The sequence below is a fragment of the Bacillus sp. EB106-04-02-XG92 genome (assembly GCF_058791995.1).
The window spans coordinates 1-15,295 of sequence record NZ_JBYTEA010000014.1 but is presented as its reverse complement, the minus strand read 5'-3'; the positions used below and the strand labels follow the sequence as shown (position 1 = coordinate 15,295).

13 protein-coding genes are annotated in these 15,295 nt (G+C 32.4%); 11 read left to right on the top strand and 2 right to left on the bottom strand.

Annotated elements, in window-relative coordinates:
• Positions 1-81: 81 nt before the first annotated feature.
• The 8 genes from AC3WVA_RS24660 to AC3WVA_RS24625 all read left to right on the top strand — a co-directional run bounded on the left by AC3WVA_RS24660 (position 82) and on the right by AC3WVA_RS24625 (position 8,588).
• Positions 82-1,407, top strand: a complete 1,326-nt coding sequence (locus AC3WVA_RS24660; protein ID WP_000855151.1) for a DegT/DnrJ/EryC1/StrS family aminotransferase — start codon at positions 82-84, stop codon at positions 1,405-1,407.
• Positions 1,394-2,254 carry an HAD-IIB family hydrolase gene (locus tag AC3WVA_RS24655; protein ID WP_000028139.1) on the top strand — a complete coding sequence of 287 codons (861 nt, stop codon included), beginning with the start codon at positions 1,394-1,396 and terminating at the stop codon, positions 2,252-2,254. Before AC3WVA_RS24660 ends, AC3WVA_RS24655 begins: the two co-directional genes overlap by 14 nt.
• 17 nt (positions 2,255-2,271) lie before the next feature.
• A complete protein-coding gene (locus AC3WVA_RS24650; RefSeq protein ID WP_001020529.1) occupies positions 2,272-3,321 on the top strand; it encodes a Gfo/Idh/MocA family protein in 1,050 nt (349 codons plus the stop codon).
• Positions 3,322-3,395: 74 nt separating this feature from the next.
• Positions 3,396-4,598, top strand: coding sequence for an MFS transporter (locus tag AC3WVA_RS24645; RefSeq protein WP_098347650.1), 1,203 nt, complete (start codon positions 3,396-3,398; stop codon positions 4,596-4,598).
• Between the two features lie 297 nt (positions 4,599-4,895).
• Entirely contained in the window at positions 4,896-5,111 is a 216-nt protein-coding gene (locus AC3WVA_RS24640; RefSeq protein WP_000403244.1) for a DUF2164 family protein, read from the top strand.
• A gap of 343 nt (positions 5,112-5,454) precedes the next feature.
• On the top strand, positions 5,455-6,648 hold the full coding sequence (locus AC3WVA_RS24635) for an alpha/beta hydrolase fold domain-containing protein (protein ID WP_000683331.1): 1,194 nt from the start codon (positions 5,455-5,457) through the stop codon (positions 6,646-6,648).
• 364 nt (positions 6,649-7,012) lie between these two features.
• Positions 7,013-7,180, top strand: coding sequence for a hypothetical protein (locus AC3WVA_RS24630; protein WP_157405722.1), 168 nt, complete (start codon positions 7,013-7,015; stop codon positions 7,178-7,180).
• Positions 7,158-8,588, top strand: coding sequence for an IS4 family transposase (locus tag AC3WVA_RS24625; RefSeq protein ID WP_098345161.1), 1,431 nt, complete (start codon positions 7,158-7,160; stop codon positions 8,586-8,588). The genes AC3WVA_RS24630 and AC3WVA_RS24625 overlap by 23 nt, the downstream gene beginning before the upstream one ends.
• Positions 8,589-8,816: 228 nt before the next feature.
• On the opposite strand, the gene AC3WVA_RS24620 is transcribed toward AC3WVA_RS24625, so the two are convergent.
• Together AC3WVA_RS24620 and AC3WVA_RS24615 are read right to left on the bottom strand one after the other, a co-directional pair.
• Positions 8,817-9,269 (bottom strand): SMI1/KNR4 family protein, encoded by a 453-nt coding sequence (locus tag AC3WVA_RS24620; RefSeq protein ID WP_098345160.1) that lies wholly within the window; start codon positions 9,267-9,269, stop codon positions 8,817-8,819.
• Positions 9,270-9,331: 62 nt separating this feature from the next.
• Complete coding sequence (locus AC3WVA_RS24615; RefSeq protein ID WP_492322249.1) at positions 9,332-9,442, bottom strand: hypothetical protein; 111 nt, start codon at positions 9,440-9,442, stop codon at positions 9,332-9,334.
• A gap of 462 nt (positions 9,443-9,904) precedes the next feature.
• Between AC3WVA_RS24615 and AC3WVA_RS24610 the strand changes: the two genes are divergently transcribed.
• The 3 genes from AC3WVA_RS24610 to AC3WVA_RS24600 all read left to right on the top strand — a co-directional run.
• Positions 9,905-11,887, top strand: coding sequence for a serine hydrolase domain-containing protein (locus tag AC3WVA_RS24610; RefSeq protein ID WP_492322256.1), 1,983 nt, complete (start codon positions 9,905-9,907; stop codon positions 11,885-11,887).
• 539 nt (positions 11,888-12,426) lie between these two features.
• Entirely contained in the window at positions 12,427-14,097 is a 1,671-nt protein-coding gene (locus AC3WVA_RS24605) for a M4 family metallopeptidase (RefSeq protein WP_492322248.1), read from the top strand.
• A gap of 733 nt (positions 14,098-14,830) precedes the next feature.
• A partial coding sequence (locus AC3WVA_RS24600) for an NAD(P)/FAD-dependent oxidoreductase (RefSeq protein WP_492322247.1) occupies positions 14,831-15,295 on the top strand: 465 nt, incomplete at its 3' end.

Genomic DNA, 15,295 nt, shown 5'->3' with positions numbered 1-15,295 from the left:
AAAATATGTTGACATGTAATCGATAACATAAAATATAGTCTACTCATGATTTTCAAAATAATTTCTTAGAGGTGATTTAACGTGAAAACTCTTACTACAATTTCTGGACATAGTAAAGACAATTTAGCTTTATTAAAGTGCCTACAGGGGGAAACAAAAGAAAAAGAATTTGAAATTAGTAATATATTACCGAATCACAAGATGAAAGAGAAATTATTTCGGGAAAACAAATTGAAAATAGATATTGATATAGAAAAAGATATTTTCAATTATAGCAGAAAAAATATACAGAAAATAGAATTTATGCCAGTTAATCGGTTGATTTCTCAAGATGAGGTTGAAAAAATTATTGGAGTTTTAAAAGATGTTTTACCGACAGGTCAATTTACAAGTGGACCATTCTCAAAAAAGCTAGAAGAAGTAATTGGAAGTTATTTAAATAAAAAGTTTGTAATTGCAACAAGTAGTGGTACAGATGCCCTTATGGTGTCATTGTTATCTATTGGTATTCAGCCTGGAGATGAAGTAATTATGCCAGCTAATAGTTTTGCTGCTACTGAAAATGCTGTGTTAGCGGTCGGAGCAAAACCTATATTTGTAGATATAGACCAGAAGAGTTATTGTATTGATCCATCTAAAATAGAAGAAGCTATAACCCCAAAAACTAAATGCATTTTACCTGTACATTTGTATGGTAAACAATGTGAAATGAAAAAAATTCGTGAAATCGCGGATATATATCAATTAAGAGTTATTGAAGATGCATGTCAAGCTATTGGTTCTTCAAATCTTGGAGAATATGGAGATATTATTGTCCTTAGTTTTAATCCATATAAGAATTTTGGTGTATGTGGTAAGGCAGGTGCAATAGTTACCGATAATGAAACTCTTGCAATACGTTGCAATCAATATAGTTATCATGGATTTGAAATTGATAAAAAAAATAAAAAGGTATTAGACTTTGGATTCAATTCTAAAATTGATAATTTGCAAGCAGCTATTGGTTTGGAAAGAATTAAGTATTTATCATACAACAATTTAAAAAGAGTGTATTTAGCTCAACGATATATTCGTGAGTTAAAGGATTTAGAGGATAGAGGATTAATAAAGCTACCTATGATGACAGAAGATAATGTCTGGCACCTTTTTCCGATTAGAGTTGAAAATGGGAGAAGAGACGAGTTGAAAAATAAATTGTACCAATTGTATAACATTGAGACAGATATTTATTATCCGGTATTATCTCATAAACAAAATACTAAGTGGATAAAGGAAAATGATTTGCAAAACAATATGTTCAATACAGAGCAAGTTCATAAAGAAATATTACATTTACCTTTACATCCAAATATGATGTTAGAAGAGCAAAATTTCGTTCTGGAGGGATTATTCAATGTCAATAAGTAATGAAGTTTTACAGTCTTTAAATTTTGAAAGACTACCACAGGTTAAAAACCCGAAATATGTAGTGTTCTGTGATTTTGATGAAACTTATTATCCTCATAACATGGATGATTCTAAAAGAAGCAATATGAAATTGTTAGAAAAGTATTTGTATGAACAAGGAAGTAAAGGGGATTTAGTAATTGGTTGGGTAACGGGAAGTAGTTTAGAATCAATTGTTGAAAAAATGAAAAAGGGTGGTATACAGTATTTCCCTCATTTTGTGGCGAGTGGATTAGGTACAGAAATAACGTACTTTGGTAGTAATAGGACTACTATAGATGATCAAATTTGGGAAGAGAGAATTATAGAGGGTGGTTTTGATTCTTCGAAGATTGAAAGAATTATTAAATTGCTAGAATCAAAATATGAAATTTTTTTAAGACCTCAGACACAATTAGGAAGTTCTAAGTACAAATTTAATTTTTATTATGAAGAGCAAAATGAATTTATTGATGCAAAGAATTTAGAAAAGATAGAAGAAATCGGAGAGATATTCCAAGTTGGAGTTAATATTAACAAATGTAATCCATTAGCTGGTGATCCAGAAAATTGCTATGATGTAGATTTTATTCCACTTGGAACAGGTAAAGATGAGATAGTGAAATTTATTTTAGACAAGTACGAACTAGATAAAACAAATGCAATTGCTTTTGGAGATAGTGGGAATGATTTAAGGATGCTACAAGCTGTAAGGCATGGCTATTTAGTAGAAAATGCAACAGAAGAGGCCAAAAAAACACACTCAATGCTAGCTCAAGGTGAATACTCGATTGGAATTTTAAATACTCTAAAGCACATTATTAATTAAAAGGGGATGTTCATATAATGAATATTGGGATTATAGGTGCAGGAAGTATTGCAAGAGCTCATTCTAGAGCATTATCAACTATTGATAATTGTAAATTAGTTGGAGTGTATGATGTTAATTCTGAGAATGCCGATAAATTGGTAGGGGATTTTGGTGGGAAGGTTTTTAATAGCTATGAAGAGTTACTAGAAGTAGTTGATGGGGTAATAATATCTTCCCCGAATTTTTGTCATAAATCTCAAGCAGTTCAAGCGTTATTAAAAAACAAACATGTGTTATGTGAAAAGCCTATGGCAATTTCTTGTGAAGAAGCAAAGTACATGATGACAATAGCGAAAAATACTAATTTAGTCGCTTCAATGGGGTTTAACTATCGCTACTTATCCTATGTTAAGGCTTTAAAGCAACTCATTCAAAATGAAGAATTAGGGGAAATAGTAGTGATAAGATTGCATTTTAAAAAGAATAGCGCTTTTAGGAGAACTTCGTTTACTTGGCGAGATGATTTTCAAAGTAATAGAACTAGTGGAGCCTTGGGAGATTTGGGAATTCATCTAATAGATTTACTATGGTTTTTATTTGAGAGTGATTTTAGAGAGGATACCGTTCGAACTAAAATCAAAACAAATGTTAAGGAAAAAGAAAGCAAACCAGTTTTTGTTGATGACTATGCTGAGGTTTATGGCCAATTGGAAAATAAGGTTTTTGTTAATATTACAACATCTAAAAGTTCATTTCCTGATGATTGTGGTTTTAGTATAGAGGTAATAGGTACGAAAAAAGAATATAAGTATTCTTCTAAAGAGCCAAATAAATATATACTCTTTGATGGATTGGAAAAACATGAAATCGCATTACCATTACCTTTACTAGTCGATCCAGAAAATGAGATTTTTGAATGGTCTGATTCTTTTAGAAGTGAAATTTTAGAATGGGCAAAGGCTGCGGAAGGTGGTCTTAAAAAGTCTGTAGCAACATTTGAAGATGGATTTCGTTCACAAGTTATTTTGGATATGTTTTTTGATAAAAGCAGTAGTAATAAAGAGCGATCTGTAGCAACTATTTAGTTTTATGGTAAAAACAGGGGTTTAGAACTTTTACTTAAATCCCTGTTTTTATTTTGGATTGGAGTTGAGGAAAGATGCGGTTAATGTTTTATTATGGTTGCTTGTTTTATTTTATTGTAGGGATCATACATGTTTGTATCGGTAGTTTAATTCCTTCATTAATACAATATTACGGAAGAACCCCTGATCAATTAGGTGTTTTAATATTTTTTCAATTTACGGGTTTTTTATTTGGTGTTCTAAGCTCACCTATACTAGTAAGAAAGTATGATTATTTTAAAACAATAACATTAGGTGTTTTAGTTATGTCTATCGTCCTAGGAGGTTTTATATATATTAAAGAATGGTCATATTTAGCCGTTATTTGCTTTGTATTAGGCTATGGAGCAGGTTTGTTAGAAACTACGGTGGGTTCCTTTATTATTTCAGCAGAAAGGAATAGTGCTGCTAAATTTAGCATTCTCGAAGTATGGTTTGGGGTTGGGGCGCTAGGGTTTCCGTTACTAGTTAATTATATAATAAAATTTTATGAATGGTATTTTATTCTTTATGGAATATTACTATTCTTTATTTTTACACTATTTGTTTGGTACATGTTTGGACGTACAAAATTTTTAAATTTTTCTCCTCAAAAAAATGAAAAGGGAGGAGCATCCCTTTCCTCATTCACTCTTAAATTTAAAAGTGAAAAGATTAAAGTTATATTCTTTATTTCACTTTTTGCATTCTTATATGCAGGCATAGAAACTAATCTTGCAAATTTTTTATCTACAATCATGATTGTTACCAATAATGAATTAATCAGTTCAGTAAGTATATCTTGTTTTTGGCTAGCAATAGTTATAGGAAGAATACTTGTAGGTAAGTTAGCTCATAAATTTAATTATTGGACATACATTACATCTAGCTGTTTTTCATTAGTGATTCTATTATTTCTATTCCCCTTTGTTAGAGGTACAGGTATGTATTTGTTTGTCATCTTCATTATTGGTTTAGTCATCGCGGGTGTATTCCCAATAACATTAATCTTAGCTTCCCGTATTATGGAAAATAATATTGATCAAGTGACTAGTTTATTTATCGCATCGGCCAGTTTAGGGGGGGCACTAGTATCTTTCTTAATTAGCTGGAGTCTATCATTAAATACTATAACTGTTACCTTTGGGATATTTTCACTTTTTGCATTGAGTCTAGGGTGTATTATTTTAAAAATGAGGAAAATTGCAACTTACGGTAATGAAAGTGCCAAAAAGGTAGAAAGTATGAAAAATTTATAGAAAAAATTTTTATAATGTGCAAAAGTTAATTTTAATTGCAATCCCTAAAAAGGTTGATAAAGTTAAAAATTCAGTATTTGGGCTTTGTTTTATATATTGTGCTGTGTAATATATAAAACAGAGATACTTCAAAAATAAAAATGATATGCAACATTGACCAGTTCTCAGGTAATTAAATGTTATGAAAAGAATGCCTTATTGTATATAAAATAAGGTAGTAAATAACAGATTTTCATAAATAATAAAAAGTTATTTTAATTAGCTTTTAAGATTAATCTAAGAGGAGTTTGTTATCGAATGGAGATAAAGATTAGTAAAAAGGATAAGATTGATATCTCTAAAAAATTAAAGTCTTTTTTGGCTGAACAATATTCACTGGAATTGGGTGAATACATAAGCTATGAGTTACTTGAATTCATAATAAAGGAATTAAATCCACATTTTAATCAAGTTACTAGGGATAGGTTGGAAATGTTGTTAAAGAATATAGAGAAAGATATATACAGTCAATAGACTTTAAATGGCAATTGAAAAACTAAGGTATCATTTTAGATATCTTAATACCTAGTAAGAATAGAATAATTAAAGCGTCACAAGACACCCATCCAATTTTATTAATGATAAAGGATGGGTGTTTTCATTATAGGGGTAGCACCACATGCCCATCAACTTAAGAATTTTATAATGCCCCAAAAACAATAAAAATTGCGCATTTTCACCTGAAGATGTCAATTTTCTCGTTTTGGGGTGTTTGCTTTTCTTAGCTTGATAGCGATGCGGCGAGACCCCCTTAAATAGCAAATGTGATGAAAATACTTTATACTTAAAATCTAAATAATATGGAGGTTAAATAAAAATGAAACATACAACATCTTGGAGACCTAGAGGCATTATACAATGGATTTTGACCATCCTAACATTAGTAGCATTCCCTATCATTGGCATAATATCGTACTATATTATGAATCCAAGTGATATGGATAAATTAATGAGTTCACTCGCTTGGGCCACAGCGTTATTTCCAGTGTCTCTATTAATTGTAACATTGTTTATAATAGTTCTTTTAATACTAGCTTTTTGGAAAAAAGCCAAAATTGCACAGGTGATTTTAGTACCATTGTCACTACTATTAATCTTTCTAACTGTACAGCCAATTACTAGTATGTTGAGCTATGCTAACAGTAAAGACGCCACTGTTTCTCTTAGTTCCCACTTTTTCAACAGCCAAACTATATCAACAAAACCCATGGAGAATGTAGTGTATGGAAAAACTACGGATGGTATTGAATTAAAGATGGATGTGTGGCCAGCCAAAGAGACTTCAAAAAACAAATTAAAGCCTGCTGTTGTACTAGTGCATGGAGGAGGATGGGTATCGGGTGATAAAGGGGAAGCGCCACACTGGAAACAATGGCTAAATGACCTAGGATACACCGTTTTTGACGTACAATATCGTATGCCCCCACAAGCAGGATGGAAAGATGAAGTAGCAGATATCAAATCAGCACTAGGATGGGTATTACAGAATGCAGATACCTATCAGATTGATCCGAATAAAATAAATGTAATGGGGGAATCGGCAGGAGGAAATCTCGCTATGTTGGCTGCTTATAGTATGGGGGAAGAACAGTTACCAGCCTCAACTAATGTTCCAGAAGTACATGTTAACTCTGTCATTAACATGTATGGGCCAGCAGATATGACAATGTTTTATAATGATAATCCGAGCACTAATTATGTACACGGTGTTATGAAAGAGTACATTGGAGGCACTGTTTCACAATTTCCCGAACGATATAAATTACTTTCACCGATCAATTATATTGAAGACAACACACCACCGACCATTACATTATTAGGAACAGGTGACCGTATAGTTCCAGTAGAACAAGGTGAAATGTTAGACAAAGAACTGACTGTAAAAAATGTAGCTCATGAATTCTACCTTCTTCCAGACGTTGACCATGGATTCGATATAAACCCAGGTAGTTTGAGTACTCAGTTTGCAAAAGAGAAGGTTACGGCATTTCTTCAAAGATATAATAAATAAACATATAAATTATCCATTTAAAAACAATTAGGCAGACTAAAATTTTTAGTCTGCCTAATTGTTTAGAATAGGGACTTTCAAAGAAACTATATTATCTATCTTTGTTTTTAAATATCTATCATGAAGTGATTTACAACCAAGTAGCATTACTACCCATTTTCATGTCTTTTTGTATACATCGATTCGTTCCATAACTTCTCCTCCATTAAATGATTAAAATCTACATCATATCTTATATTAATGAAATCTTTAAAATGCAACTAGTACCTAATACACCACAATATTAATTGTGTTGTATTGGGCGCTATAATAACTATGAATCTATGATTCTAACGCAACACAATTTATAGAAAGGAGTGAGGATGTGAATATAGTAGAACGATTTTCTTTTTATCTGGAACAGGAAGGGGTTTCGCCACATCGCTATCAAGCTAAGATAAATTTGTATCCATATAATCAAAAAAACGCTATTCTTTTTGTAGAAAAATACAGAAAGGATGGCGTTTTGTATGACTCTATCGATTCAAGATGAGTTTCATTTATTCGCTGAAGAACTACAGCGGTATCTATCTCCAAGTATCCTTCAACAGCTCGCACAGGAGACGGGTTTCGTAAAACGTAAAAGTAAGTATGGCGCACGAGATTTGGCCGCTTTATGTATTTGGATTAGTCAACACGTAGCAAGCGATTCTCTTACTCGATTATGTAGTCAGCTTTTTGCAAATACAGCTACACTCATGAGTCCAGAAGGACTGAATCAACGCTTTAATCCAGCAGCTGTCGCATTTCTTCGAGAAGTCTTTACTTCTCTTCTCACACAAAAACTCTGTTCAAATCACTCACTTTCTGCACACGTGATCTCTACTTTCAATCGTATCCGTATTTTAGATGCAACAGTGTTTCAACTGCCTGACCATTTCGCCACTGACTATCAAGGTTCAGGTGGGGGTAGTAATACGGCAGGCGTGAAAATCCAATTCGAATATGATTTACTTAGTGGTCAATTTCTTAACGTGCAGCTTGGACCAGGAAAAAATAATGATAAAACATACGGTACCATCTGCCTTGAAACCGTAGAGGCGGGCGATTTGTGTTTACGTGATCTTGGTTACTTCGATTTAGGAGACTTACAAACCATTCATGATAAAGAGGCTTACTATATCTCGCGGTTGAAGTTGAATACACGCATTTATATCAAGAACCCTGAACCAGAATACTTCAACAATGGTACGTTAAAAAAGCAAACAGAATACATCCAGCTTGATATGACACAAATGATGTCTGGTCTAATCCCTGGTGAAACGATGGAAATTTCCGAGGCATACATTGGCCAAAATCAGAAGCTTCCAGCACGTGTCATTATCCATCGTTTAACCGAGAATCAAACGCAAACACGTCTGAAAAACCAAGTGATACGTGAAAAGAAGAAAGGCATTGTCATGAAGGATAAAAGTAAACGTTTAATGGGCATGAATGTATATATCACGAACACGTCGCTAGAAGAAGTACCGACGAACTACGTGCATTCATTATATTCACTTCGTTGGCAGATTGAAATTTTGTTTAAAACGTGGAAGTCATTCTTTGAAATTGATGAATGTAAAAATATAAAAAGAGAACGCCTAGAGTACCATTTATATGGACAACTCATCGGAATTCTCCTCTGTTCTTCTACGATGTTTCAAATGCGACAGTTTCTGCTTGAAAAGAAAAAGCAGGAGCTGAGTGAATACAAAGCGATTTATATGATTAAAGATTATTTTCCGTTACTGTTTCAAGCGATATCCGTTGGCACAGAAGAAATTTTAAAAATTCTGCATCGCCTTTATCAACTGCTCAAAAAGAACGGTCGTAAATGTCATAGATATAAGAAGATGACCGTCTTTGATATTCTAGGGATTGTGTATAAAACGACGGTGAAGCATAGACAAGCTGCCTAGCGAAAAAATCGCGTTTTAATAGGCTTCTTTAGCATGCCTACTTTTTTATCACTTGCTAGTTTTGAAACAAGGCTCATTTCGTACGCTAAGCAAATTTTCATAGAAAAAAAGCCGTTTCCTCTAAGGTAGATAATCGGCTTTTTCTTTGTAATCAAAACAATAAAATCATATGAAACCTATAAATATATATTATTACATAAAGTATGATTCTTAGTATTCTATAATTAATTAATCCTCATCATACAAATTATCTACAGATTCTTGTAAACAATCTAATAGATAGTCGTTGAAGTTTTCATAAGTAATGGCATACAGTTCCTTTGAAAAACGACTCAAAAAGACAACAGGGCACTCGCCATCTTTCATTTGATTGGTATCTAAACATGTCACAGTACCATCGATATCATTTAAAACAATGTATTGTTCAGGAAGGTTAAATGTTTCTCTATATAACTTGGTGTGGTAAACAACGGAAAAATCCGCAGCTGTTGTCTCACAACCATGAATATCCATACCATCCAGTCCGCCGCTACCATACTGTTTTAAAAACCAATGATAACTGTTTGGGAATTTAATGTTTAGCATTTGTGCTGCCTCTCGAATTGTACATTCATTTACCCCTCCCATAAAATCACCATCTTTTTCATATGTGGTAATGATTGAAATAATCTTGTGATTCATCTTTTTATTTCCCTTCTAAATGTTCTCGCGCTCTCATTTTCCTATAGTTATTTCTAAAATTATTATACTGTTTTATATAGATATTTGTCGTTTCTAAAACTTTCTCCTGATTCTACTAAACCATGTAATGCTTTAGTAAATTCATCATGTTTATTGGCTGGTATTTCAACCATTGCTCCAGGTTCTTTTTGCGTTCAATGATGTAACTCAATTTTGTGGTTATCTTTTGTAAAAGGTACCCCGACATCTAAAGCTAGTTGAAGATTCGAATTTCCGCTTTTATCAACGGATGGTGGAGCGATGTAATCCCAATCTATATTTTTCATACGGTAAACCCTTCTACTAATATCTTTAGTTTGCCCAGCCACTTTAACAGTACCTGTCACTTCATGTGCTGCATATATATTAATCACCAAACTTATCTAACCAAGATAAATATATCTTCGTGTTGGTAAATTTCTGTCTATTGGTAACTATAGACTAATTCCTCAGACGAACAGTTAAAAAGACGGAATAGAAGAAAAATTAGAAAAAATCACTACATAATGGTAGAATATGGTTGATTGACCGGTAGCTGATTAATCAATAAATCTAGTATTAAAGGGGGAATTAATTTGGGGAATAGGAATAAAAGAATGAAAATTTGTTTTCAAAGGTTAGTAGCTGTAAGTGTTTGTTTTTTGTTATTTTTTCTGGGGAGCAATTATTCAAAAGCCGAAACTGTTGCACCTATAACATTAAATCCTAAAGAGGTAGAAGCATTCACCAATAAAGTAATTCCAGAGAAAATGAAAAAAGAAAATGCAGCTGGTGTAGCTCTTATCGTTGTAAAGGATAATCAAATTCTATTTCAAAAGGGGTTAGGATTTTCCGATAAAGAAAAGAATACCCCCATCGATCCTAAAAAAACAGTTTTTCGATTAGCGTCAATATCAAAAGTTTTTACTGCTAGTGCTGTCATGCAGTTAGTTGAACAAGGAAAAATTGATTTAAATAAAGATATAGTAAATTATATGGGGGGATTAAAGTACCAAAATAACATGGGTGAACCAGTTACAATGGAGCATTTACTTACCCATACAACAGGGTTTGATTACGTAGATCCTAGACCAGAGGACATCCATTATCAAGATAATCATTATACAATGCTTAAAGATTATGTAGAAGATAATATGCCCACAGTAGTGAGAAAGCCAGGAGATACATATACATATGATAATTTTGCTTCTATGCTTCAAGGGTATATTGTTCAAAATCTGACAAACACACCTTTTTACAAATATATGGCCAAAAATGTTTTTTACCCTTTAGAAATGCATAATAGTAGTTTTGTTATGACAAATTTTATTAAAGAAAAGTTAGCAACAGGATATGATGCTAAAGGTAATGTTATCCCATTTTATCAAACTAGACCAACAGATATGCCACAAGGGAGTATGTTTTCTACAGGGAGTGATGTAGCCAATTTCATGATTGCTCAATTGAATGATGGTAAATTTAAAAATAACCAAATACTACAAAAAGAAACTGTAGAAGATATGCAAAAAACAAAATTTGCTTTACATCCCAAATACCCTAATATGACATATGGGTTTGAATTCTTTTCACCGCAAAGCCATAATGGGCAATATGTGTTTGGTAAAGGTGGAAATATCCCAGGTTTTTCATCTTTAATGTGGTTAATTCCAGAGCATAAAATTGGAGTTTTTGTTGTTACAAATAAAGATAGTTCAGCACTACCTGTTGAAGTATTTGATGATTTTATGAATCATTATTTCCCAGATAAAACAAAGCCTGAATATTTAAACCCTAATGAAGAAGAATTAAAGAAATTTGAAGGGGTTTACCGTGATTTGAGATTAAAAAACCTAATGTCACATGTAAACATAAGTGAAGGAAAATTATATGTAAGTGATAAAGCATATGGTAAACAGGAGCTAAAACAAATAGACCCTTTACTATTTGAGGATGAAAAAGGGAATTATATGGCGTTTAAACTTCACAAAGATGGTACCGTGAAAGAAATGATACATTGGAACTCTGGTAGTTCAGCGGTGAAGCTAAGTGAGCCTGAGAGATTTAAAGACGTAGATGAAAATCATCCATATGCTAAGTTTATAAATCCTTTACATCAATACGAGGTATTACAAGGAAATAAGGAGGGGAATTTCACTCCAGAATCTTCTCTTACACGAGCAGAATTTGCATATTGGTTATCTCAAATTGCTTACTTTACGCCACCTTCAAAAAAAGAACCAGTGTTTTCTGATGTGAAAAATCATCCATATGCACCACATATTCAAAAGTTATATGAAATTGGTATTTTATATGAAAAAGAAGGGGAACAATTCCATCCAGACCGTGCAATTGCTAGACAAGAAGCAGCATGGATTACCTGGCAGTATTTAAAAATGTTAGGTGCGCCATCTGCAGATGCAACATTAAAGGGAGAAACTGATGATTGGGCAATAGAATCCGTGAAAAACATTGTAGGTCATCGTTTAGTAGGGCCTGAGGTTATATATAATGAAGATGGATCAGCAGATTATCTATCAAAACAAAGTATGAAACGACAAGAGGCAGCTGCATTATTATTTTACGTTTTATTATCTAGTTAATTTGTTTTGAGATAAATTCCACAAAGAGAGAGGATCTAAAGAGCTTGCTGAGTTATAAGCATACTCCAAATCTTAAGTAGAAGTGTTATTAGAAGGATTTCATAAGTGTTTTGTAATGTAAGGAGCTCCTTTCAAGGGAGCTTTTTTTATTTTATTATTAATAATTTCATGTACCGTAATTATTAATAATAAAATAAAAAACTACAACAAGGGGATTCAGTCAAGGTTAGGTCAAACTAGGTCACAGTAATACATTAGTTACCAACAAATATGATGTATAGAAAATTGTGTTCATCTTTTTTGGATTAAGGAAAATAATGTTAATTGATATGGTTGTTTGCAAAACAGTTCAATTTGGCATTGTATGAGCTTAGCTTGATTGCAATGGATTGGTACCCCTATAAGGAATTTATATATCGATAATTATATAAACAAATAATATGCAATTGTTCATATTTATACAAAAAATTCGAAAATAATTGTATATTAAATTTTGCAATTATTTCTTTTAAATTACTCATATTGAAGGGGGAAAACGAATGAAAAAAACGGTTATTACATTGCTTGCTGCAGGAACAATGTTATGTGCTCCTTTTTCAACTGCGTTTGCAGAAGAACAAGCCTATCAACAAGAAGCAATGGATAAAATGGAGGTACTACAAAAAAATTGGAATGAGGAACAGGGAAGTCCATCATTTCTTTCAGGTGATTTATCTGATAAAAAGGTAGAGACTCAAAAAGCGGTAAAAGAGTTTCTTGAAGAAAATAAAGAATTATTTAAAATAAATCCACAAAAAGATTTAACACTTAAAGAAGTGAAATCAGATGATTTAGGTATGAAACATTATGTTTATACACGATCTATAAATAAAATACCTGTTGACGGTGCACAATTTATTGTACATACAGATAAAGAGGGTAAAGTAACTACAGTCAATGGAGATGTCCATCCAGCTGCAGAGGAGAGTTTAAAGGGTAATACAAAAGCAAAAATTACAAAGGAAACAGCACTTTCAAATGCTTGGAAACATATTAAACTTACAAAAAGTGATACGCTAGTAAAAATGGACGGAAATGCATTAGATCAGATAAAAGAAAACCTAGAGTCTACTAATGAAACAGCAGATTTAGTTGTATACGAAAAAGATGGAACATACTATTTAACGTTTAAAGTGAAACTACAATTTATTAAACCCTATGGTGCTAACTGGCACATCTATGTTAATGCGGAAGATGGGACAATTGTAGATTCATATAATGCAGTTACAGATGCAGATAGTGCTCATAAAGGCTACGGATATGGGGTATTAGGTGATAAAAAAGAATTGAATACAACTTTTAGTAGTGTAAAGGGAAAATACTACTTAAAAGACACAACAAAACCTATGAATGGCGGCTACATTGAAACATTTACAGTAAATCATAGTGATGAAGATTATCCAATAAATTATCGTTTGTTTGATGAGGATAATGCTTGGATAAATAAAGATCAGAGGCCAGCAGTTGATGCCCATTACTATGCAGGAAAAGTCTATGATTATTATAAAAATGTCCATAATCGTAACAGTATTGATGGGAAAGGTAAAACAATTCGCTCTGCTGTGAATTATGGGGTTAACGTAAATAACGCATTTTGGAATGGTCAGCAAATGATATATGGAGATGGAGATGGTCGCAGATTTATTCCGCTTTCTGGTTCTCTTGATGTTGTGGCACATGAATTAACTCATGCTGTTACAGAGTATTCTGCTGATCTTCGTTACGTAAATCAATCAGGTGCATTAAATGAATCTTTCTCTGATGTGTTTGGCTATTTTGTTGATCCTACCAATTGGGATGTAGGGGATGCTGTATTTACACCTGGTGTTTCTGGAGACGCATTGCGAAGCTTATCTAATCCTGAGAAATATGGACAACCTGCTCATATGAGAAACTACCAATATCTTCCGGAAACTGAAGAGGGAGATAATGGTGGAGTGCATATAAATAGTGGTATTCCGAATAAGGCTGCATATTTGACAATTAATTCTATTGGTAAAGAAAAGGCAGAAAAAATCTATTATCGTGCGTTAACAACATATTTGACTCCAACTAGCGATTTTAAACAAGCTCGTACTGCTTTATTACAATCTGCGGCCGATTATGATGGTTATGATAGTGTAACGTATAAAGCCATAGAAAATGCTTGGAATCAGGTCGGTGTAAAATAATTTAGTTACTATAGGCTAGTAATTATAGCTATTAAAACCGAAAAAAAGAACACACTTGTATAACAATAAAGTGTGTTCTTTTTCGTTGTTTTTTGTATTGTTTAAGAACTAGAATCCAAATCTGGTTATTTTTAAAATTAATCAATACAGTAATACTTATGCATTTATTATATTTAAAAGGGCTATTTCATTGAAAATAATAGATAATTCTACTTTAATAATAAGGTTTACTTCTCCTTTTTCAACATCAGCATATATTATCTTCGGTAACCTCAATAATTTCACTCAATTGAATATGAGTCGGAGCTAATTTCCATGTAATTAGTAATTTTTTTACATGAATACCTAGCGCGTTATAAAAACCTCCCGTATTTAAATAATAATTCCTCTATCCAATTAAATAAATTTGTACATTTAAGAAAAACTATTTGAACTCTTAAATTCCAATTACAAGTAAGGAAGTTTTCTTTGAAAAAGAAGAGAAAGATAGCTTTGAGAGTAGAGAGAAACTGGCATAAAAGTAAGATTGGATAAAGACTAGTATTGAAAAATATAAAAGATGGAAGTAGCATAGGAGATTTACGCATAAAGTAAAATTGATGGTAAAATTAACAAAAAATTCATTTAAGTCAGATAAAATGATGGTGTTTTTAACTTATAATAATGTTACTACAATGAAAATAAGGTTATGAATTAGTTATTTTAAAAATTAAATTTAGATGGGAAGAGGATAATGAAGACCAGAGATAGTTATAAAATTATTGTAATTGGTGCTGGGACTGCAGGAATATCTTCTACTGCACATTTGTTACGAAATATACCCTTATTGAAAGAAAATATAGCAATTATTGATCCATCAAAAAAACATTATTTTCAACCACTATGGAGTTTAGTGGGGGGAGGAATTGTTTCAAAGGAAAGTACGATGCGTGATCAAGAAGTGCTTATTCCAAAAGGGGCAACTTGGATTCCTAAAAGGGTTGTTAAGTTGTTTCCGGAAGAAAATAAGCTACTTTTAGATGATGGACTGCTGCTTGAGTATGAAATTCTTATTGTAGCAGCCGGTATACAAATAAATTGGGATGGTATTAAAGGCTTGAAGGAGTCTATTGGGACTAATGGGGTTTGTAGCAATTACTCTTATAAATATGTTGATTCTACTTGGAGAGAAATTGAAAAATTTAAAGGAGGAAATGCG